Source organism: Acidovorax sp. Leaf78 (assembly GCF_001422735.1).
GTDB lineage: Bacteria > Pseudomonadota > Gammaproteobacteria > Burkholderiales > Burkholderiaceae_C > Acidovorax.
The window spans coordinates 484,912-505,554 of record NZ_LMLZ01000021.1; the positions used below are offsets into that span (position 1 = coordinate 484,912).

Below are 20,643 nucleotides of genomic sequence, written 5' to 3' on the forward strand. Positions count from 1 at the left end.
CTGCTGCCACCTCTGGTCGGAGACTTGCCGTGAGCCTCAATGCCCTCCCCCTGGTGCTGATCATTGGAGGACTCGTCTGGATCGGTGCCGAATATGCGGAGAACCGCAAGCGGCCTTCGCGGCTGAAGGTTCCTGCCGAAACCGAGCTGAGTACGGTGTCCGGCAAAGCCATCGACGCGCGCGTGATCGAGCGCAAGGCCCAGAAGAACGTGCTGGCCAGCCGCTTTTCCGAGCTGGACATCAAAAGCCCTGCCGGCGTGGTGACCGTGCGGGTGGGAGATCCCCATTCAGAGCGCGTGCTGGCCGGCTTGAGCGGAGAAACCGTGACGGCCAAGTACGACCCCAACGACGACAAGGCTGTGTTCAGCCTCAGTACACCCAGCCGGCAGGTCATCACCTACCGCGATACCGCTGCGTACAAACACAAGCTGGCCGAGTCGAACAGCGGCGGCTACACGGCCGGGTGGATCGCCGTGGCGCTGGGTTTTGCAGGTCTCTGGATCAGCCGCAAACTGCGGTAGCGCCCATCTGAATCTGATCCGCGCTGCGGCCCGCAGGCATCCGCGGTGCCGATGCGCAGACGCCAAAACCGCCACTGCCCATACTGCTACCTACGCAGCTTCAGGTTGAGGCAGATAAGCCCCCAGGTACTTCAGCGCATTCGCTACATAGGCCTCCTTCTCGCCCACCGGGGCCATGTAGTGCAGCGCGTCCGTGGCGGCCTTCAGGCCCTCGCTGCGGGCGATGATCCAGGCTGCGAGATAAGGCGATGCCAGACAGCCCCCCGCGGTGGCCACGTTGCCCTCCGCGTAGAACGGCTGGTTCAGCACATTCACCCCCGCCGCCTGCACCCACGGCTTGGTGGTGAGGTCCGTGCACGCCGGTACTGTGCCCAGCAAGCCCAGCCGGGCCAGCACCAGCGTGCCGGAGCACTGCGCGGCAATCAGCTGGCGCGCAGGGTCCAGCGCCAGCCGATCCATCAGCGCTGCGTCTTCCACCACCTCGCGTGTGCGCACGCCGCTGCCCACGATGACGGCATCGGCCGTGCGTGCCTCGTCCAGCAGCGACTGCGCGCGCACCGTTACGCCGTTCATCGACGTGACCTCCGGCGTGGGGCAGCACAGGCTCACGCGCCAGCCCGCGCGCTTGATGCGGTGCAGGATGCCCAGCGCGATGAGCGAGTCGAGTTCGTTGAAGCCGTCGAAGGTCAGGATGGCAATGTGCATGGGAGGTGCGCCGCAGCGGGCGTGTGGTGTGGGGTTGAAGAACAAAGCCCATCGTAGGCAAGCTGCCCCATACAATCAAAAAATTGTCCTGAGTACATCCCGCAGTCACGTACCGCCTATCGCGTACCGCCCTGCATCACACGCCGTGCCACATGACACCACCTTTGTTCCAACCCGTCGTGGACGACCTCGCTGCGCAGATTCGCGCAGGCCGTCTGCCGCCCGGCACCCGCCTGCCCACGCACCGCCAGCTGGCGCGCCAGCACGGCATCGCGCTGACCACGGCCACGCGGGTCTATGCCGAACTGCAGGCGCTGGGACTGGCCATTGGCGAAGTCGGCCGCGGCACCTTTGTGCGCGAGACCACTGTGCCTGCCGGCCAAGCCGTGGACCAGCAGGCCGTCGCGGCCGGGGTGATGGACCTGAACTTCAACTACCCATCGCTGCCTGGGCAGGCCCGGATGCTGGCCAGCGGCCTGCGCCGACTGGTGGCCGGTGGCGACCTGGAGGCTCTGTTGCGCTACGCCCCGCACGGCGGCCGCCAGCACGAGCGCGCGTGCGTGGCACACCATCTGGCCAGCGCACGCGGCCTGGTGGTGGACCCCGCCCAGGTGCTGATCGTGGATGGCGCACAGCACGGCCTGGCCGTGGCCTGCATGGCGCTGCTGCAGCCGGGCGACGTGGTGGCGGTGGACGCGCTCACCTACCCGGGGTTCAAGGCGCTGGCCGGCATGCTGCACCTCACCATGGCGCCGCTGCCCGCCGCAGCAAACGGCACCGAGGGCCCCGACCTGGACGCGCTGCGGCGCCTGTGCGCCCGCCGGCGTGTGAAGGCCATCTACACCATGCCCACCCTGCACAACCCGCTGGGCTGGGTCTGCAGCGCGCAGTGGCGGCAGGACCTGGCGGCCATCGTGCGCCAGCATGGCCTGGTGGCCATCGAGGATGCGGCGTACGCCTTTCTGGCCAAGGATGCGCCCGCGCCCCTGGCCACCGTCGCCCCCGAGTCCACGGTGTACGTGTCCGGCCTGTCCAAGAGCGTGGCCACCGGGCTGCGCTTCGGGTTCACGGCCGCGCCGCCGCAGTGGGCACCGCTGCTGCAGCGCGCCATCCGCACCACCACGTGGAACACGGCCGGCGTGGTCACCGCCCTGGCCTGCGGCTGGCTGCAGGACGGCACCGTGCGCCGGCTGGAGGCAGAAAAGCGCCGCGACGCCACGGTGCGGCAAGCCATCGCGCGCAAGGTGCTGGCCGGGCTGCCGCTGGTGGGCCACCCTGCGTCGTACTTCAGCTGGCTGCCCCTGCCCGAGGGCGTGCGCGCCGACCGCGTGGCGGCGGCGCTGCTGAAGAGCGGCGTTTCCGTTTCCACCGCCGAGCCGTTCGCCACCTCGCGCCAGGTGCCCCACGCCATACGGCTGGCACTCGGCTCGGTAGCGCACGAGCAACTGCGCACTGCGTTGCAAACGGTGCGCAGCGTGGTGGCGGACCTCACGGACCGCTGACGCGCCCTGACCATGGGCGGCTATGAAAAAAGGCTCCGGCAGATGCGGGAGCCTTGGGTCTTTGGCGAAAGCACCGTGGCGCCGAACTCGCCGGCACGGCGGGGCATCAACGCATAGGCATTAGCTGCCCGCCACCTTCATCCGGTTCACCAGCACCGAGCCCACCGACTTGGCGCCGTAGTTGTACACATCCGCCCCCACGGCCTCGATGCCCTTGAGCATGTCCTTGAGGTTGCCCGCGATGGTGATCTCGTGCACGGGGAAGGCGATGCGGCCGTTTTCCACCCAGAAGCCGCTCGCGCCGCGCGAATAGTCGCCCGTCACGTAGTTCACGCCCTGGCCCATGAGCTCGACCACGAACAGGCCGGTGCCCAGCTTCTGCAGCATGGCATCGAGGTCGTCGCCCGGTTGCGTCAGGCGCGACGTCAGCGTCAGGTTGTGCGAGCCACCGGCGTTGCCCGTGGTCTTCATGCCCAGCTTGCGCGCCGAGTAGCTCGACAGGAAGTAGCCCTGCACGCGCCCGCCCTGCACCACCTTGCGCGGCGCCACGCGCACGCCCTCTTCGTCGAACGGAGAGCTGCCCTTGCCGCGCAGCACGAACGGGTCTTCGGCGATGTCGATGTGCTTGGGGAACACCATCTTGCCCAGCGAGTCGAGCAAGAAGCTGCTCTTGCGGTACAGCGAGCCACCGCTCACGGCCTGCACGAAGCCGCCCAGCAGGCCCGCGGCCAGCGTGGATTCGAACAGCACCGGGCACTGCGTGGTGGGGATCTTGCGGCTGCCCAGGCGGCTCAGCGCGCGCTGCGCGGCGTAGCGGCCCACGGCCTCGGGCGAGGCCAGCTCGGCCGCGTCGCGCATGGAGCTGTACCAGGCGTCGCGTTGCATCTCGGCATTGCGGCCGGGCAGCGATGCGATGGGCGCCACCGAGAAGCTGTGGCGCGAGCTGGCATAGCCGCCCCGAAAGCCGCGCGTGTGGGCGCTGAAGAAATGGCTTTGCTGCGCCGACACGCCCGCACCTTCGCTGTTGGTGATGCGCCGGTGGGTCTTGAGCGCCGCGGCCTCGCATTCCATGGCCATCTGGGCCGCCTGCTCGCTGTCGACGGCCCAGGGGTGGAACAGGTCCAGGTCGCGGTGGGTGTCGGTGGGCGCGATGTCATCGGCATCGGGTAGGCCCGCCACCGGGTCTTCAGCCGTGAAGCGGGCGATGTCGTACGCCGCCTGCACGGTCTGCTCGATGGCCTTCGTGGAGAAGTCGGAGGTGCTGGCGTTGCCGCGGCGGTTGCCGAGGTAGACGGTCACGCCCAGCGACTTGTCGCGGTTGCGTTCGACATTTTCAAGTTCGCCCTTGCGCACGCTGACCGACAGGCCGCAGCCTTCGGACGCTTCGGCGCCGGCATCGGTGGCGCCCAGCTTCTTGGCGTGCGCCAGGGCGCGGTCCACCAGCTCTTCAAAGAAGGGGCGGCTGTAGCTGAAGCCCGAGTCGGGAGTGCGGGGGGCGGTGGCTGCGGCAGCAGCGCCAGGCGCGCGCGCGGCGCTTTGGGAGGGTTTGTTCATAGCGACGGCTATGATACTTGCCGCTGTGGCGCGCGCTGCGCCACCTCCCATTTGCCCCCACCCCATGTCACGCAAACCCAAAAAAGGCTACTTTGTGAGAGGCCAGTTCGTTGCCGAAGGCAGCGAACTGGACATTCAACTCAAGGCCGAACTCAAAGGCACGCCGGATGCCAGCCGCACGGATATGAAGCGCGAGAGCGATGAACTTCAGGATCTGGGCAAGGAACTGCTGGGCCTGCGCGCCGACCTGTTCAACAACGTGGGGCTGCCCAACAAGCTGGTGGATGCCATCAACGAAGCCAAGCGCATCACCAACTTCGAGGGCAAGCGCCGCCAGATGCAGTTTGTGGGCAAGCTCATGCGCAAGCTCGAGCCCCAACTGGTGGATGCCGCCCGCCAGGCGCTGGAAGTGCAGCGCACCGGCTCGGCCTCCGACAAGCTGGCCCTGCACCTGGCCGAGCAGTGGCGCGACCGCCTGATCGCCGACGACGACGCCCTGCCCCAGTGGATGGACGAGCACCCCGGCACCGACACGCAGCAGCTGCGCGCCCTGATCCGCCAGGCGCGCAAGGATGCGCAACCGGCCGGCAAGGTCGCCAATGTCCAGGCCTCCCAGGGCCTGGCGCCGCGCAAGGGCCGCGCGTACCGCGAGCTGTTCCAGCTGGTGCGCGAGCACCTGGGCGGCGGCGCCGGCGACGCCGATGACCACGGCGACCTGGACGAAGACGGCGACGAGGACGGCAATGACTGACACCCCCACAGGCATGGGCGGCGCGCTGCACGATGCCGTGCGCATCGGCATCGTCTCGGTCAGCGACCGCGCCAGCACCGGTGTGTATGAAGACAAGGGCCTGCCGGCACTGCAGGACTGGCTGGCCCGCGCGCTGCACAACCCCATCGCCTTCGAGCCGCGCCTGATCCCCGACGAGCAGGAGCGCATCAGCGCCACGCTGATCGAGCTGGTGGACACGGCGGGTTGCCACCTGGTGCTCACCACCGGCGGCACTGGCCCCGCACTGCGCGACGTGACGCCCGAGGCCACGCTGGCCGTGGCGCACAAGGAGATGCCGGGCTTTGGCGAGCAGATGCGCCAGATCAGTCTCAAGTTCGTCCCCACGGCCATCCTCTCGCGCCAGGTGGCGGTGATCCGCGGCCAGAGCCTGATCATCAACCTTCCCGGCCAGCCAAAGGCGATTGCCGAGACGCTGGAAGGCCTGAAGGACGCCGAGGGCGGACAGATCGTGCCCGGCATCTTCGCGGCCGTGCCCTACTGCATCGACCTGATCGGCGGGCCGTACCTGGAGACGCGGGATGCGGTGTGCAAGGCGTTCCGGCCCAAGAGCGCGGTGCGGCCGCCCAGGACGGCGGCATAGACGCCTGCGCCCCAAATCTTTCCGACTGCCAGAACGACTACCCGCGCCAAGGCGGGCCCGTCGAACAAAACCTGCCACTTCCGAACATGCCCATCTACCGTTGCAACCAATGCAGTTTCGTCTCGGAGGACGCCACAACCCCGGTGGGCACACGAGTCGCCTGCGGCCGTTGTGGCACGCCCAGCATGGTCTACGGCACGGTGTTCTATGTGGAAAAGCTGGTCGAGCGGTACTTTGCAGCCTTGCGTGAGGTGGCGGCGCTACAGCAGGCAGACAAGCCGGTTGCGGCCGACACCGGCGGTCCCGCACCCGTGGAGGACGCAGCGGCGAAGATCGATACGCTGGCAGGTATCGATCACAACAACACCACCGCGCTCGCCACGGCAGAACAGCATGCTCCGCTGAGCGCATGGTTTGCAGCGCGCCAGATCGAGGCCCGCTTCGACTATGCCTTGGTAGATACCAGCGGCTTCTTCGATGACGCCGCGAAGATGCTTGGTGAAGGCTACGAGCTGTATGCCGAGCTGATCGACCGCGTGCGGTTTGCCTACCGCAAGAGCCATGGTTGGGTGAATCTGGAGCTGGCCAACCTGTCGCAAAAGGACGCACAGGCCATCAACACACTGTGCCGCCAGCTCTACAGCCACACGTTTTTCTCGCGCTATCACTATCAAAAGCCCGAAAAGATCGTCAGGCTGACCTTGCAGACCGCCCCGGCCGTGCGGCAGTTCTTCGATGGCGGCTGGCTGGAATGGTATGCCTTCATCGAGCTGCTGACGCAACTGCGCCAGCGCGGGCGCGCTGCCTCGTGCGCCCGAAGCGTCAAGGTCGTGTTCCCGAATGAAGACCTGCACGAGCTCGATGTCATTGCCCTGCCTGAAGGCCAGGCGCCGATCTGCATCGAATGCAAATCCGGCGAATTCCGCCGAGACATCGACAAATACTTGCGACTGCGCAAGCGACTGGGCGTGGACCGCAGCCGCTTCATCATTTGCGCCACCGACTTGAACGAGGAACAGGCCGCGGGCCTCACCACCATGTACGAGCTGACCTTTGTGACGCTTGGCTCACTGGGAAAGCACCTCAACGCACTGATCAAGGCGTGACCGAGTCCTGATCGTGGTCACGCCCTGACTGAGGGCCCCGGCGCTACTTGCCCACCAGCTCGTTGAACTTGCCCGCCTCGAACTGCTCCTTGATCGCCGCGTCGCAGGGCACGCAGTCCTGGGCCTGGTGCGATGAGGCGGAGAGCTTCTCGATGGCCCGCCACAAGAGCGCGATCTGATGCTCCTGCGACGAGGCGTTGTCGATCAGGCCGCGCATGGCCTGCGAGAGCGGGTCGTCCTCCTGCGTGATGCCGTAGGCCGTGAACTTGCGGGCCTGCTGGGGCTCGGTCACGTCGGCGCTCTCGCCGGCCTTGGACGGGATGATGCGGGCCGGAATGCCCACCGCCGTAGCGCCTGGCGGCACCGGCTTGATCACCACGGCGTTGCTGCCGATCTTGGCGCCGTCACCCACCTCGAAGCCGCCCAGCACCTTGGCACCCGCGCTGACCACCACGTCGCGGCCCAGGGTGGGATGGCGCTTGGCGCCCTTGTACAGCGAGGTGCCGCCCAGCGTCACGCCCTGGTAGATGGTGCAGCCGTCGCCGATTTCGGCGGTCTCGCCCACCACCACGCCCATGGCATGGTCGAAGAACACGCGCTCGCCGATCTTGGCGCCGGGGTGGATCTCGATGCCGGTGGACCAGCGCGCAAAGTGCGAGATGAAACGCCCCGGCCACTTCAGGCCGTTGTTCCAGCACCAGTGCGCGGGCCGGTGCAGCCAGATCGCGTGCAGGCCCGGATAACAGGTGATCACCTCCCACGTGCTGCGCGCGGCAGGATCGCGGTCGAGGATGCACTGGATATCGGAACGCAGGCGGGCGAGCATCGGTTGTTTTCGTTATGTGTTTATGGCCGCACAGTCTATCGTTTTGACCCGCCGGCCTCGATCATCGATTTGGCGACACCTCGCAGGATGTGGATTTCTTCGGGGCTGAGCTGCGCGCGGTTGAAAAGCTGGTTAAGGCGCGGCATGAGCTTCTTGGGCGCGGCCGGGTCCAGAAAGCCGATGGCCGTGAGCGCCTGCTCCCAGTGGCCCAGCATGCCGGCCACCTGCGCGGCGTCGGCCAGGCTGCGCTCGGTGGTGGCGTCCTGCACCGCAAAGCCGCCCAGCGCCAGGCGCCACTCGTAAGCGATGACCTGGATGGCCGCGCCCAGGTTGAGCGAGCCGAAGCCGGGGTTGGTGGGGATGGAGAGCGCCACATGGCAGCGGTAGACGTCTTCGTTGGCCATGCCGAAGCGCTCGGAGCCGAAAAGGAAGGCCACGCCGGCCTGGCTGGCCGGTTTTGCATCCAGATCTGATGCTGTATCAGGCCCTACCGCTTGCTGCGACTGCGCTGCCAGCTCACTTTTCAGGAGCATCTCGAAGTGATCCCGGGGTGACGCTGTGGGCGGGCCGAAGTCGCGCGGGGTCATGGCGGTGGCGCACAGGTGGCTGATGCCATCGAGCGCCTCGTCCAGCGTGGCGACGATGCGGGCGTTGTTCAGCACGTCCAGGGCGCCGCTGGCGCGCTGGATGGTTTCCTCGCGCCGCAGCACGTTGGCCCAGCGGGGCGCCACCAGCACCAGGTCGTCGAAGCCCATGGTTTTCATGGCGCGGGCGGCAGCGCCCACATTGCCGGCGTGGCTGGTGTTGATCAGGACAAAACGGGTCTTCATGGCGCAGGAACGGTAGGAGCGCAACGGCGCAGAAAAGCCGTGCGTTAGGCAAAAAAAGGCGGTCCGGGTAAAATCCCGCCCTCATTGTCGCCGCCCGCATCGCCGGGACGGACCGACCCGCTCATGATTCGCAGGCCGCCACGCCCTTTTTGTGCCGGGCGCCCTGCTCACCACCACAATTTATGTCGTCCAATCTGCACCCCATGCTCAACGTGGCCATCAAGGCTGCACGCGCCGCCGGCGCCATCATCAACCGCGCGGCCCTGGACGTGGAATCGGTGCGGATCTCGCAAAAGCAGATCAACGACTTCGTGACCGAAGTGGACCACGCGTCCGAGAAGATCATCATCGAGACGCTGCTCACGGCATACCCCGGCCACGGCATCCTGGCCGAAGAATCGGGTACGGAATACGGCGCCAAGGATTCGGAATTCGTCTGGATCATCGACCCGCTGGACGGCACCACCAACTTCATCCACGGCTTTCCCGTCTACTGCGTCAGCATCGCGCTCGCCGTGAAGGGCAAGGTCGAGCAGGCCGTCGTGTACGACCCTAGCCGCAACGACCTGTTCACCGCCACCAAGGGCCGCGGCGCCTACCTGAACGAGCGCCGCATCCGCGTGAGCAAGCGCACCCAGCTCAAGGACTGCCTGATCTCCACCGGCTTCCCCTTCCGCCCGGGCGACAACTTCAAGAGCTACCTGAACATGATGGCCGACGTGATGCAGCGCACCGCCGGCCTGCGCCGCCCTGGTGCCGCCGCGCTGGACCTGGCCTATGTGGCCGCGGGCTTTACCGATGGCTTCTTCGAGACCGGCCTGTCGATCTGGGACGTGGCCGCAGGCTCGCTGCTGGTGACCGAGGCGGGTGGCTTGGTGGGCAACTTCACGGGTGAAGCGGACTTTCTGGAGCAGCGCGAGTGCCTGGCCGGCAACCCCCGCATCTACGGCCAGCTGGTGCCCATTTTGGGCAAGTACAGCAAGTTCGCGAGTGCAGGCGACAAGGCGGCGGTGCGCCAGGCGGCTGTAGCAGAAGGCGGCAGCGGTGCAGACCCGATCGATGAGCAAGAGCCTGCGGAAGCGGACAATGCTGGCAATGACGCCCAGGACAACCATGCAGCCAAGAATGGCGGCGGCAAGAGCGAAGACGCGCCTTTCTGACATCCGCAACCTGCAGCCTGAACCGTTCGGGCTGAGCCTGTCGAAGCCTTGCGAAGCGCTTCGGCAAGCTCAGCGTGAACGGTTTTTTGGTTTTGCGAGATCACTGCAGGTGAGCCTGCGGCCCTGGAGACATGGGCCTCTTGTCCCGCCCGCCCGGGCAGCCGGTGAAAAGCCCTCTTTTGTGCGGCATGCGTTCACTGGCCGCACAGCTTGCAGGCTGGCGCGCCACACCCTCACCAGCCATCAAGAAGGGTCAGGATACTTCTGCGCGATGTTGCGAAAGTCTTCCGCGATGTCCACGAACGCATCCACCATGTCCGGATCGAAATGCGTGCCCTTGCCGCGCACGATGGTGTTGCAGGCCTGGTCGTGCGAGAACGCGGGTTTGTAGACGCGCTTGCTGATCAGCGCGTCGTACACGTCCGCCACGGCCATCAGGCGGGCGGCGACAGGGATGTCCTCACCCTTGAGACCCTCGGGGTAGCCCGAGCCGTCCCACTTCTCCTGGTGGCTGTAGGCGATCTCCTTGGACACGCTGAGGAAGGCCACGCGCATGCCCAGGCGGCGCTCGGCCTCGTCGATGGCGTTGCGGCCCAGCGTGGTGTGGGTCTTCATGATCTCGAACTCCTCTACCGTGAGCTTGCCGGGCTTGAGCAGGATGGAGTCCGGGATGCCGATCTTGCCGATGTCGTGCAGCGGCGCCGACTTGTACAGCAGCTCGATCATGCGGTCGGTCAGCGCATGCTCGAAGCGCGGGTGGCTGCGCAGCCGCTCGGCCAGTGTCTTCACGTACAGCTGCGTGCGGCGGATGTGGTTGCCGGTCTCGTTGTCGCGCGTCTCGGCCAGCGAGGTCATGGCCATGATGGTCACGTCCTGGATGGCCTGCACCTCCAGCGTGCGCATGGCCACTTCGCGCTCCAGGTAAGCGCTCTTGTCGCGCAGGAAGTCGGCCGTGGCCTTCAGGGCCAGGTGCGTGTTCACGCGCGCCAGCAAAATGGGCGGGCTGATGGGCTTGGTGATGTAGTCCACGGCCCCCAGCGCCAGGCCCATGCGCTCGTCGTTGGGGTCCGAGCGCGCGGTCAGGAAGATCACCGGGATGTCCCGCGTGGCGGGCGATGCCTTCAGGCGGCGGCAGACCTCGTAGCCGTCGATCTCCGGCATCATGATGTCCAGCAGGATCAGGTCGGGCGGCGTGCCCGACTGCGCGATCTTCAGGGCCTTCTCGCCATGGTTGGCCACCTTCACCAGGTAGTGCTCGCGCAGCAGGCTGCCCATCAGGGTGAGGTTGTCGGGCGTGTCGTCCACCACCAGCACCGTCGCGATCGGCTTATCGACGAGTGCGGATTGCTGGGGGGCAAAGGGCGCGTTGTCCATGGAGTCGGGTCCTGCGTAGTGCTCTGCTCGGTGTCAATGAGCAGCGGGGTGTTCGGAGCCTGGCACCGCTGCCATGGCCCCCAAGGCCTGCTCGAAGTCGAAGTTGAGGGTGTGCACCTCTACCTGCGCAAACGCAGGTCCCAACGCAGACTTCAGCACAGGGCCATTGTGTTGTAAAAACTCGGTCGCCGCAGGGTCATCCTGCTCCAGCAGCCGGCGAAGGCGCTGTAAGGCATCTGCCGATGACAGCGCAGGCGCACCCGCTGCGGCCGGGGCCTCCAGAGCGGCGCGGGGCCCTGCCGCCGCCTGTTGCGCCCAGCTTTGCAGCGCCTGCAGCAGGGGCTGCAAGGCCGTGGCCAGCGGCACCAGCAAGGCTGTCACGCTGTCGCCCCGCTGGCCGCTGCGCAGTGCCTGCTCCAGCGCCTGGGCCTGGTCTGCCACGGCCTGGGCGCCGATGTTCGCCGCCACCGATCGTAGCGTGTGTGCCAGCCGCTCCGCCAGCACAAAATCGCCAATGGCCAACGCCTGCTGCACATCCCCCATCACCGATGCCTGGCCCTGGGCGAACCGGCGCAGCATCTCTGCGTAGAGCCCTGGCTTGCCCAGGGCGCGCTGCAGGCCCAGCACCGTGTCGAGCCCCGGGGCCACAGGCGGCACGACGGGGACCGTGGGGGTCGCCTCGCCGGGCGGCCTGGCGCCCGGCTCCTCCAAGCCCACCACCGCGGCCGGAGTCGGCGCCTTGCCCAGCCCGGGGCGCGGCCGTATCCAGCGAGTCAGCGCCGCCCACAGCGCGGCCGGTTCGATGGGCTTGGCCACATGGTCGTTCATGCCGGCGGCAAAGCAGCGCTGGCGGTCGGCCTCCATGGCGTTGGCGGTCATGGCCACGATGGGCAGGCGGGCAAAGCGCGGGTTGCTGCGCAGCTGGCGCGTGGCGGTCTCGCCGTCCATGATGGGCATCTGCATGTCCATCAGCACCACGTCGTAGGCCTTGCGTTCGATGCACTGGATGGCGGCCTGGCCGTTCTCCGCCACATCCACGGCAAACCCCGCCTCCTGCAGCAGCTCGACCGCCACCATCTGGTTGAGCTCGTTGTCTTCCACCAGCAGCACCCAGGCGCCGCGGATCGCCAGCGGCAGCTCTTCGGCAGCGGGCGCCGGGGTGACCATGCGGCGCGCACTGAAGGTGGAATGCTCCTGGGGCTGCATCAGCGTGTCGAACAGCAGCGATGCGTTGACCGGCTTGATGAGCACGGTTTCGATGCCCTGGGAGCGCGCCGCACGCATCACGTCCTCGCGGCCGTAGGCGGTGATCATCAGCATCTTGGGCACCTCGGCCATGCCCAGGCCGCGGATGTGGCCGGCCAGCTCCACGCCGTCCATGCCCGGCATGTGCCAGTCGAGCAGTAGTAGGCCGAACGGGCGGCGCTGCGCCATCGACTCGCGCAGGCGCTCCAGCGCCTCCAGCCCGGAATGGGCCTGGTCCACCTCGAACCCCATGGCCTGCAGCATGTCGGACAGGACCGTGGCGGCGGTCTGGTTATCGTCCACCACCAGCACGCGCCGCCCGCGCAGGTCAGGCGGCGGCAGCAGCACGCGGGCCGGTGCGCCGCGCTCCAGCGGCAGCGACACCCAGAAGGTGGAGCCTTTGCCGAATGCGCTGTCGGCCCCCACCTCGCCGCCCATCAGCTCGGCCAGGCTCTTGCAGATGGCCAGGCCCAGGCCCGTGCCGCCGTAGCGGCGGGTGGTGGAGGTATCGGCCTGCTGAAAGCTCTGGAACAACCGCCCCATCTGCTCGGGCGTGAGGCCGATGCCGGTGTCGCGTACTTCAAAGCGCAGCATGACGCGGTGGCCCGCGGCCTCCAGCAGCCGCACGGCGATGCTGATCTCGCCGGAGTCGGTGAACTTGATCGCGTTGTTGGCGAAGTTGATGAGGATCTGCCCCAGCCGCAGCGAGTCGCCCACCAGGTTGGGAGGCACGTCGGCCGCCACGTCGCACACCAGCTCCAGGCCCTTGGCGCCCGCCTTGTAGCCCACCACGTCCGACACGCTCTCGAGCATGCGATCGAGCACGAAGGGCTGCTTTTCGACCGTGAGCTTGCCTGCCTCGATCTTGGAGAAATCCAGAATGTCGTTGATCACGCCCAAGAGGTGCTGGCCGGCCTGCTGGATCTTGCTCACGTAGTCGTGCTGGCGGGGAGACAGGCCCGATTTCAGCGCCAGATGCGACATGCCGATGATCGCGTTCATCGGTGTGCGGATCTCGTGGCTCATGTTCGCCAGGAAGTTGGACTTGAGCGCGGTGGACTCCTCGGCCAGCTCCTTGGCGCGGCGCAATTCTTCCTCGGCGCGCTGGCGGTCGGTGATGTCGACGAAAGTGCCGATGGCGCCGCCCGGCGATCCGTCCGGCCGCGAGAAGCCGTGCAGCCAGAACAGCGTGTGGTGGATCTTGCCGTCGGCGTATGGCATGTCCACCTCTTTGTGCACCGACTGCACACCGTGCAGCGCCTCCTGCGCGTCATCGTCGAACTGCGCACGCTCGCTCTGGGGCAAAAAGGTCAGGTCCATCACCGTCTTGCCGATCAGCGTCTCGCGCTGTACGCCGAACGACTGCTCGTACGCGCGGTTGAAGCCGATGTAGCGGCCGTCCGCGCCTTTGTAGAACAGCGGCACCGGGATGGCGTCGATGAGCGCCTGCTGGAAGTCGAGCTGCTCGGCCACCTGGGCCTCCAGCACCTTCTGGTCGTGGATGTCCACGTTGACACCCACCACCCGCACGGCCTTGCCCGCCGCGTCGCGGAAGATGCGCGCTGCCGACAGGAACCAGCGCACCTCGCCGTCGGGCCGCACGATGCGCCACGAGTCGCGCAGGTGGGTGTCGCTGCTTGCCAGGCACTGGCCGAAATGCTCCAGGGCGCGGTCGCGGTCCTCGGGGTGCAGGCGTTCGGTCCAGTCGTGCCGGTTGCGCAATTGGTCGCCCGGTGGCAGGCCCAGCATGGACACCAGCTTTTCGCTCCACAGCACCTGGTCGGTCACGAGGTCGATGTCGAACACGCCGATCTTGCCGGCCTCCTGCGCCATCTCCAGGCGGTCGCGGGCCTGCTGCACGGCCAGTTCGGCACGCCGCTGCTCGCTCACGTCCTCGATCACCCAGATCGACGCGGTCTTGAACCCCTCCATCTGAAGGCTGCGGCCTGCCAGGCGTGCCTCGAAGCTGCTGCCATCCAGGCGGCTCAGTGCGGCCGTCTCGCGCAGCGCTTCGCCAGCGGCCAGCCCCGGGCCCACGCGGGCAAAGAACTGTTCGGCAGCCGCAGGGGTGCCAAAGAGCCGCGACATGCTCATGCCCAGCAGCTCCGACGCTTCGCCCCCCATCAGCTCCACGAAGGACGGGTTGAACTGCCGGAAGTGCCCGTCGCACACCAGCAGGATGGGCGGGGCGTTGTCGAAGATGGCGGTCTGCTGCTCCAGCAGCTCGTTGAGCAGGCGCTCGCGCCGCTCCAATTCCTTGTGCGACTGGATGCGCTCGGAGACGTCTTCATGCAGGCCCACGATGCCGATGCGCTTGCCGTTCTCGTCGAGCACCGGCGACAGCGTGGCCTCGTCGTGGTAGGTACTACCGTCCCGGCGGCGGTTCACGAAATGACCCTGCCAGGACCGGCCCGACAGCAGCGTGGACCACATCGCCTGGTAGGTTTGGGCAGGCGTCTGGCCGCTGGCCACGATGGATGGCTTCTTGCCGCGCACCTCGGCCAGCGAATAGCCCGTGTTGCGCTCGTACTGGGTGTTGACCCAGTCGATGCGCCCTTCCCCATCGGTGATCACCACCGACACCGGGCTGGTTTGCAGCGCAGCGCCCAGCAGCCTGAAGCGCTCGAGCGCAGCCGCCACCCGCGCCCGGCTGCGCAGCAGATCGAGCAGCAACAGGCCCAGCAAAAACAGCAGCACGAACGTGGCCCCGCCCACCTGGATGCGCTGGGTGGGCGTCATCAGCGCGCTGATGTCGTCCAACACCACCAGTTGCCAGGGGCCTCCCGGGTCCTTCCAGTCGATGCTGCTGCGGCTGAGTGCGTAGGTCACGCCGTTCAGAAGCACTTCCTTGGCATCGGGAGAGAAAGGCAGCGCGGACGCCACGCCGTTCTCGAAATGGTTGCCGAACTGGCGTGTCGCGCGGATCGCATCGATGCGCGCCTGGGTCAGCGGCGGTGCCACCGCAAACTGCCACTCGGGCCGGGTGGACGAGAACGCCACACCTTGTGGCGACAGCAGCACCGAGGGCAACTCGGTGCGCCTGAGCAGCTCGTCCACCACCTCGAAGCCCACCTTGAACATCACCACGCCGATGATCGAGCTGGCCGGCGTGTCGCGGTCGTACAGGGGTGCGGCGTAGTACAGGCCGCGCTCCTGCGAGTTGCTGCCAATGGCTGCGTAGACGCTCACCGCGCCCTCCACCGCCTGCTGGAAATACGGGCGGTAGCCCAGATTGATGCCGGTGGAGCGGGCGCCGGCCGTTTCGTGGGCCACCACCGTACCGTCGACCGACATCACGTACACGCCATTGACCAGGAACCGGCCGCGGGCCACGCCCAGCCGGCTGAGCGCTTCAGGGTGGTCGGGTGGGAGCTTGCCGGTGGCCATGTCCTTGAGCAGCGGCTCGCTCAGGCCCAGCAGCGACACGGCACCGAGCATGCTGCCGCCGGTGGTCTGGCTGATCAGCAGGTCGGAGGTCTGCTGCAGCTGGCGGGCCCGGTCTTCCTCACGCTCGCCTGCGCGCCAGTGCACGACCCCTTGGACCACCAGCCAGGCGCCGAACATGGCCAGCGCCGCCACCAGGGCCAGGCCCCGCTTGCCGGGGGCATTGCTGTCGAGCACTTTGTCCAGAAACATGCCAACACCTCCGCCCGCGCGCTTCACACCCGGCCCCTGCCCGTTGGCGGACACGCATCACTGCGGTGTGTGCACCTCTTGCACTGCCAACTGGCGCCGGGCGCGGACGAGCACCATCGTCGTGGTGCGCGCAGCGCTGCGTCAGCGTGTGGCAAACAAAAAAGCATCGATGTCCTCCACCGGCCCGGGCCGCCCAAACAAGTACCCCTGGAACCCCTCGCACCCATGCAGCCGCAAGAACCCCAGCTGCCCCGTCGTCTCCACCCCCTCGGCCACCACCTCCAGGTCCAGGCTCTTGGCCAGCGCCAAAATCGTCCGCACGATCGCCGCGTCGTTCGGGTCCGACAGCACGTCCCGCACAAAGCTCTGGTCGATCTTCACCTGGTCCAGTGGNCGACCTGCCCGGCCTGGCGCTGCTGGCCATGCTCACGGGCGTGGGCGCGTTGTTGCTCTTGGCCAGCGCCAAAATCGTCCGCACGATCGCCGCGTCGTTCGGGTCCGACAGCACGTCCCGCACAAAGCTCTGGTCGATCTTCACCTGGTCCAGTGGTAGCCGCTTGAGGTAGGACAGGGATGAATAGCCGGTGCCGAAGTCATCGAGCGCGAATCCCACGCCTTCGCTCTTGAGCTGCACCATGCGGGCGATGGTGTCTTCGATGTCCCCCAGCAGCAGGCTTTCTGTGAGTTCGAGCTTGAGCCTTCGGGGGTCGGCCCCGTGCTCCCTCAGGGTCTGCAGCACTTCGGCCACGAAGCCTGGCTGGCGGAACTGGCGGGCGCTCACGTTCACCGAGATGGACAAATGCGCCGTCTCGATGTGCTGGCCCCAGCGCTGCAGCTGCGCGCAGGCGGTCTGCAGCACGTACTGGCCCAGTGGCAGGATGAGCCCGGTCTGCTCGGCCAGCGGGATGAAGTCCCGTGTGGCGGACTGCTCCAGCCAGCCTATGCCGCNATGGACAAATGCGCCGTCTCGATGTGCTGGCCCCAGCGCTGCAGCTGCGCGCAGGCGGTCTGCAGCACGTACTGGCCCAGTGGCAGGATGAGCCCGGTCTGCTCGGCCAGGGGGATGAAGTCGCCCGGGCTGATCATGCCGCGCTGGGGGTGGCGCCAGCGCACCAGGGCTTCGGCGCCCAGCAGGGTGGCCTGGTGGTCCACCACGGGCTGGTAGTGCACCAGCAACTCGCCCCGCGCCAGGCCCTGGCGCANCCAGCGCACCAGGGCTTCGGCGCCCAGCAGGGTGGCCTGGTGGTCCACCACGGGCTGGTAGTGCACCAGCAACTCGCCCCGCGCCAGGCCCTGGCGCAGGTCGGCTTCCAGGTTGGAGCGGGCATTCACTGCGGCCTGCATGTCCGGGTCGAAGAAGCGCTGGGTGTTGCGCCCGGCGGCCTTGGCCTGGTACATGGCCAGGTCGGCGCGTTTCAAGAGTTCATCCACCGACAGGCGTTCGTCGCCAAAGAGGGTGATGCCGATGCTGGGGGTGCTGTAGTGCTGGGCGCCGTCGAGTTCGAACGGCTGGTTCAGGTGGGCCAGCAGTTTCTCGGCCACGGTCTCGGCCTGGGCGGCGGCTTCGGCCAGGTCCGGGGACAAGGCTTCGAGCATGACGACGAATTCGTCGCCGCCGAAGCGGGCCACGGTGTCGGCCTCGCGCACGCTGCCCACCAGGCGGGCGGCCACCTGGGACAAGAGCTGGTCGCCCATGTCGTGGCCCAGGGTGTCGTTGAGGTCCTTGAAGTTGTCGAGGTCGATGAACAGCAGGGCGCCGAGGTTCCTGGTGCGCTGGCAGGCGGCGATGGAGCGCTGCAGGCGGTCGAGCAGCAGGCGGCGGTTGGGCAGGCCGGTGAGTGCGTCGTAGAAGGCCAGGCGCTCGATCTCTTGTTCTGCGCGCTTGCGGTCGGTGATGTCCATCGTGAAGCCATGGGAGACCACCGTGCCATCAGGCTCGCGGTGCGGAATGGCATTCGTCATGTGCCAGCGGATGCTGTCATCCGGCATGCGCACGCGGTATTCGCACTGCCAGGGCACGAGCTTGCGCACCGAGGTGATGGCAGACTTCTGCACATGCGGCAAGTCTTCGGGCAGCACGCGCAGCATCAGCACTTCGTGGTCGGCCGTCACCTCGTGCGGCTCCACCCCCATGAACTCGCGCACCGCATCGCTGATGTACTGCACGCTGGTGGTGCCATCGGCATGCAGGCGGTACTCATAGATGAAGCCCGGAATGCGGCTGGCGATGCGCTGGATGAAGAGCAGTTGCTCGCGCAGCTGCTCGGCCGCGCGGTGCTCGTCCGTCACGTCCTGCACCACGCCCATCACCACCTGCACGCCGTCGCGCGGCAGCGTGCGTTGCACGCGCGAACGCATCCAGCGCACCTCGCCGTCGGGCCGGCGCCAACGGTACTCCACGTCCAGGCCCTGGCCGCGCTCGCGCACCTTGTCGAACACGCCGCGGTCCTCGGGCAGGATGCCGCTCACGGCGCGCTCCGGGTCCACCCACTCCTGCTGCTCGAAGCCGGCGATGTTGCACAGGCCGGGCGACCACAGCAGCACGGTCTCGCCCGGGTCCTCGATGCGGCGCCAGTGCCCTGCGCGGGCCAGGCTTTCCATGGTGTTGAAGACGTCGGTCTGCTCGCGCAGCTCACGGCGCACTTCTTCGAGGGCGTGCTCGGCGTTGGCCAGCGCAGCACGCAATGTCTCTGCCTCGGTGGCGTCGCGCACCGTGACGACGATGCAATCGTTGGTCACGCGGCGTGCGGACAGGTCCCACGCCAGCAGCAGGCGGCCGGCTTCGCGCACGACCTGGCGGCACTCCAGCGGCGCCCCCACCCGCACCACGCCCTGCAGCTGGTCCAGCAACTGGGTGCCGGCCAGCAGGTCGAACACTTCGCTGGCATCAGCGCCGGCGTGGCGCACCGCGCCCAGCCCCGGCATGCGGCGCGCCGCTGCGTTGGCGGCCAGCAGCAGCAGGCGGCCGCCCTGCAGCCGGAACTCCATCAACGCTACCGGCACCGCATCCACCAAGGCCTGCAGGCGCGCCTGCGCCATGGGCTCGATGGCCCCTTCGCCAGCGGGAGCCAGAAGGTCGGTCAGCAGTTCGGACGAAATCACGGTCGGTCGAAACCTCTGAGAGAAGGGGAGTCTGCGCACGCGAAACGGCACGGCGCAACGCCCTGGCGGCCACTGCGCCAGGCCATGTCACAGCATACAGGCAAGAGTATGTCAAAACGTAACGCCGGGGCAAACAGACGTGTAACCGCGTGAGGGGAAACCCCAGGGGGTTGAATGGCTGGCCTCACTGCATGTCCGAGACGTTAGAGCGCTACATACCCACGATGCGCCAGTACAGGTCAGCGACAGGGCATGCGGTTGTCGATCAGTGCCACTGACGCAGCCCCCTCATTTTTTATAGCCTCCAACCTGTCACTCTTGCCCCTACCCTGTCCCTACCCATCCGCGTAGCTTCTCCAAAGCTTGCCAAACGCTTGTGCATCAGCGATATTCGCAATTCACGAATAGCGAATTCACATCATCCATGGACCTCAAACCCCAAGACCTGCTGGTGCTGCTGAAGGTCGCAGCCCGCCCGCCCCAACGGTGGCCCTACGCCGCCCTGGGCGAGTCGCTGAGCATGAGCGCGTCGGAAGCGCATGCCAGCGTGAAGCGGGCCGTGGCATCAGGCCTCGCCGTGGCGCCGTCACGCGTCGAATGGTCACCGGTCCGGCCGAACCTGCTTGAGTTCATGCTGCATGGCGTGCGCTACGTCTGGCCGGCCACGATGGGCCCCGTCAAGCGCGGTGTCCCGACGGCATTCGGAGCCGAGCCGCTGGCCAGCCAGTTGACGGCCGCCCCCGGAGAGGCACCCGTGTGGGTGCATCCCGAGGGGAAGGCCAAGGGGCCCACGCTGTCACCGCTCTACCGCACCGCGCCACAGGCGGCTCTGGCCGACCCGTCGCTGCATCGCCTGCTGGCCTTGCTCGATGCCTTGCGCACAGGCAGGGCGCGCGAGCGCAACCTTGCGGCCCAACTCCTGGAAGCCGAACTGATGCGCTCACACGCTGAGGCACCCGATGCGGGCCGATGATCCGAATCTGCCGCAACTGCGCCAGATCGCCGAGGCACTGGGCGATCTGCGTGAACAAGTGGTGTTCGTCGGCGGCGCCGTCGCCGGCCTGCTGGTGACGGACCCGCTGGCCGACCCCGTGCGTGCCACCCGCGACGTCGACGCGGTAGTGAACGCCAGTCGAGCCCTGTTTTATCGCATCGAGAAAGCAGTGGCGCAGCGCGGTTTCGCGCGCGACATGGGCAGCGATGTGATCTGCCGCTGGGTGCACAAGGAGTCGGGCCTGCTGCTCGACCTGATGCCGGTACAGCCGGAGGTGCTGGGGTTCTCCAACCGCTGGTATCCGTATGCGGTCGAAAGTGCGGCGCCTGCGAATTTGGGGTCGGGGATCACGATTCGGCTGGTCAGCGCCGTGGCCTTCGTCGCCACCAAGCTGGAAGCCTTTGCAGGCCGTGGCGGGGGCGACTACCTGAGCAGCCACGACATCGAAGACGTGCTCAACATCGTCGATGGACGCGAGGAGCTGGCCGGTGAGATGGCTGTGGCGCCCGCCGCGCTGCGGCAGGCCGTGAGCGCAGCGTTGACTCAACTGCTGGCGAGCCCGGACTTCGCAAACGTGCTGCCAGGCTTGATTGCCGAGCCGGAGCGGTCTGGGTTGGTCCAGCAACGCCTGAAGGCCATGTGTCTGGGCGATGAGTTCGTCCAGCCTGGAAATTTCAGCGGATACCCTCCCCGTAATCTGTAGATGGTCCCAGGC

The 20,643-nt window shown here is 67.3% G+C and carries 15 protein-coding genes and 3 pseudogenes; 8 read left to right on the top strand and 10 right to left on the bottom strand.

Translation table 11 applies throughout. The annotated features are described in order from the left end of the window. Positions 1-29: 29 nt before the first annotated feature. Entirely contained in the window at positions 30-521 is a 492-nt protein-coding gene (locus ASF16_RS18220; RefSeq protein ID WP_235507425.1) for a hypothetical protein, read from the top strand. A 90-nt stretch (positions 522-611) separates the two neighbouring features. Here the strand turns inward: ASF16_RS18220 and ASF16_RS18225 are convergent, their stop codons facing one another. Beyond that, complete coding sequence (locus ASF16_RS18225) at positions 612-1,226, bottom strand: DJ-1/PfpI family protein (protein ID WP_056170780.1); 615 nt, start codon at positions 1,224-1,226, stop codon at positions 612-614. Positions 1,227-1,378: 152 nt separating this feature from the next. On the opposite strand from ASF16_RS18225, the gene ASF16_RS18230 reads away from it, so the two are divergent. Continuing rightward, positions 1,379-2,728 (top strand): PLP-dependent aminotransferase family protein, encoded by a 1,350-nt coding sequence (locus tag ASF16_RS18230; protein ID WP_056170447.1) that lies wholly within the window; start codon positions 1,379-1,381, stop codon positions 2,726-2,728. Positions 2,729-2,848: 120 nt separating this feature from the next. Here the strand turns inward: ASF16_RS18230 and pmbA are convergent, their stop codons facing one another. After that, a complete protein-coding gene (gene pmbA / locus ASF16_RS18235) occupies positions 2,849-4,282 on the bottom strand; it encodes a metalloprotease PmbA (protein ID WP_056170450.1) in 1,434 nt (477 codons plus the stop codon). Between the two features lie 64 nt (positions 4,283-4,346). Between pmbA and yjgA the strand changes: the two genes are divergently transcribed. From yjgA to ASF16_RS18250, 3 genes are all read left to right on the top strand, one after another. Beyond that, positions 4,347-5,033 carry a ribosome biogenesis factor YjgA gene (gene yjgA, locus ASF16_RS18240; protein ID WP_056170453.1) on the top strand — a complete coding sequence of 229 codons (687 nt, stop codon included), beginning with the start codon at positions 4,347-4,349 and terminating at the stop codon, positions 5,031-5,033. A gap of 13 nt (positions 5,034-5,046) precedes the next feature. Continuing rightward, on the top strand, positions 5,047-5,655 hold the full coding sequence (gene mog, locus ASF16_RS18245; RefSeq protein ID WP_056170456.1) for a molybdopterin adenylyltransferase: 609 nt from the start codon (positions 5,047-5,049) through the stop codon (positions 5,653-5,655). Between the two features lie 209 nt (positions 5,656-5,864). Continuing rightward, on the top strand, positions 5,865-6,761 hold the full coding sequence (locus ASF16_RS18250) for a hypothetical protein (RefSeq protein WP_235507426.1): 897 nt from the start codon (positions 5,865-5,867) through the stop codon (positions 6,759-6,761). Between the two features lie 43 nt (positions 6,762-6,804). Here ASF16_RS18250 and cysE read toward each other — a convergent pair whose 3' ends face one another. Both cysE and ASF16_RS18260 read right to left on the bottom strand, forming a co-directional pair. Further along, positions 6,805-7,587 carry a serine O-acetyltransferase gene (gene cysE, locus ASF16_RS18255; RefSeq protein WP_056170463.1) on the bottom strand — a complete coding sequence of 261 codons (783 nt, stop codon included), beginning with the start codon at positions 7,585-7,587 and terminating at the stop codon, positions 6,805-6,807. A gap of 35 nt (positions 7,588-7,622) precedes the next feature. After that, entirely contained in the window at positions 7,623-8,417 is a 795-nt protein-coding gene (locus ASF16_RS18260; protein ID WP_056170466.1) for an RNA methyltransferase, read from the bottom strand. Between the two features lie 182 nt (positions 8,418-8,599). Between ASF16_RS18260 and ASF16_RS18265 the strand changes: the two genes are divergently transcribed. Next, a complete protein-coding gene (locus ASF16_RS18265) occupies positions 8,600-9,577 on the top strand; it encodes an inositol monophosphatase family protein (RefSeq protein WP_056170468.1) in 978 nt (325 codons plus the stop codon). Between the two features lie 243 nt (positions 9,578-9,820). On the opposite strand, the gene ASF16_RS18270 is transcribed toward ASF16_RS18265, so the two are convergent. The 6 genes and pseudogenes from ASF16_RS18270 to ASF16_RS18285 form a co-directional block, all read right to left on the bottom strand. Further along, the gene (locus tag ASF16_RS18270; protein WP_056170471.1) at positions 9,821-10,951 is read right to left on the bottom strand and encodes a two-component system response regulator; all 1,131 of its coding nucleotides are present in this window, start codon (positions 10,949-10,951) and stop codon (positions 9,821-9,823) included. A 33-nt stretch (positions 10,952-10,984) separates the two neighbouring features. Then, on the bottom strand, positions 10,985-15,832 hold the full coding sequence (locus ASF16_RS18275; protein WP_056170474.1) for a PAS domain S-box protein: 4,848 nt from the start codon (positions 15,830-15,832) through the stop codon (positions 10,985-10,987). Between the two features lie 141 nt (positions 15,833-15,973). Further along, positions 15,974-16,225: EAL domain-containing protein (locus ASF16_RS18280; RefSeq protein ID WP_156372132.1), on the bottom strand; the 252-nt coding region annotated here is incomplete at its 5' end. Between the two features lies 1 nt (position 16,226). Beyond that, positions 16,227-16,780: pseudogene (locus ASF16_RS25585) on the bottom strand (EAL domain-containing protein); the annotation flags it as partial. A gap of 1 nt (position 16,781) precedes the next feature. Then, positions 16,782-17,034 (bottom strand): annotated as a pseudogene (locus tag ASF16_RS26875) (EAL domain-containing protein); the annotation flags it as partial. Position 17,035: 1 nt separating this feature from the next. After that, positions 17,036-18,871 (bottom strand): annotated as a pseudogene (locus ASF16_RS18285) (putative bifunctional diguanylate cyclase/phosphodiesterase); the annotation flags it as partial. 487 nt (positions 18,872-19,358) lie between these two features. Here ASF16_RS18285 and ASF16_RS18290 point away from each other — a divergent pair. After that, positions 19,359-19,907, top strand: a complete 549-nt coding sequence (locus ASF16_RS18290; RefSeq protein WP_056170478.1) for a hypothetical protein — start codon at positions 19,359-19,361, stop codon at positions 19,905-19,907. After that, a complete protein-coding gene (locus tag ASF16_RS18295; RefSeq protein ID WP_200926929.1) occupies positions 19,894-20,631 on the top strand; it encodes a hypothetical protein in 738 nt (245 codons plus the stop codon). The genes ASF16_RS18290 and ASF16_RS18295 overlap by 14 nt, the downstream gene beginning before the upstream one ends. Positions 20,632-20,643 lie beyond the last annotated feature (12 nt).

What these genes read in the sequence shown, in the direction of transcription:
- mog (WP_056170456.1), top strand. Translation starts at nt 5,047, where the DNA reads ATGGGCGGCGCGCTGCACGATGCCGTGCGCATCGGCATCGTCTCGGTC.
- ASF16_RS18295 (WP_200926929.1), top strand. Translation starts at nt 19,894, where the DNA reads ATGCGGGCCGATGATCCGAATCTGCCGCAACTGCGCCAGATCGCCGAG.
- ASF16_RS18225 (WP_056170780.1), bottom strand. Translation starts at nt 1,226, where the DNA reads ATGCACATTGCCATCCTGACCTTCGACGGCTTCAACGAACTCGACTCG.
- cysE (WP_056170463.1), bottom strand. Translation starts at nt 7,587, where the DNA reads ATGCTCGCCCGCCTGCGTTCCGATATCCAGTGCATCCTCGACCGCGAT.
- ASF16_RS18265 (WP_056170468.1), top strand. Translation starts at nt 8,600, where the DNA reads ATGTCGTCCAATCTGCACCCCATGCTCAACGTGGCCATCAAGGCTGCA.
- ASF16_RS18290 (WP_056170478.1), top strand. Translation starts at nt 19,359, where the DNA reads ATGGACCTCAAACCCCAAGACCTGCTGGTGCTGCTGAAGGTCGCAGCC.
- pmbA (WP_056170450.1), bottom strand. Translation starts at nt 4,282, where the DNA reads ATGAACAAACCCTCCCAAAGCGCCGCGCGCGCGCCTGGCGCTGCTGCC.
- ASF16_RS18230 (WP_056170447.1), top strand. Translation starts at nt 1,379, where the DNA reads ATGACACCACCTTTGTTCCAACCCGTCGTGGACGACCTCGCTGCGCAG.
- ASF16_RS18260 (WP_056170466.1), bottom strand. Translation starts at nt 8,417, where the DNA reads ATGAAGACCCGTTTTGTCCTGATCAACACCAGCCACGCCGGCAATGTG.
- yjgA (WP_056170453.1), top strand. Translation starts at nt 4,347, where the DNA reads ATGTCACGCAAACCCAAAAAAGGCTACTTTGTGAGAGGCCAGTTCGTT.
- ASF16_RS18275 (WP_056170474.1), bottom strand. Translation starts at nt 15,832, where the DNA reads ATGTTTCTGGACAAAGTGCTCGACAGCAATGCCCCCGGCAAGCGGGGC.
- ASF16_RS18270 (WP_056170471.1), bottom strand. Translation starts at nt 10,951, where the DNA reads ATGGACAACGCGCCCTTTGCCCCCCAGCAATCCGCACTCGTCGATAAG.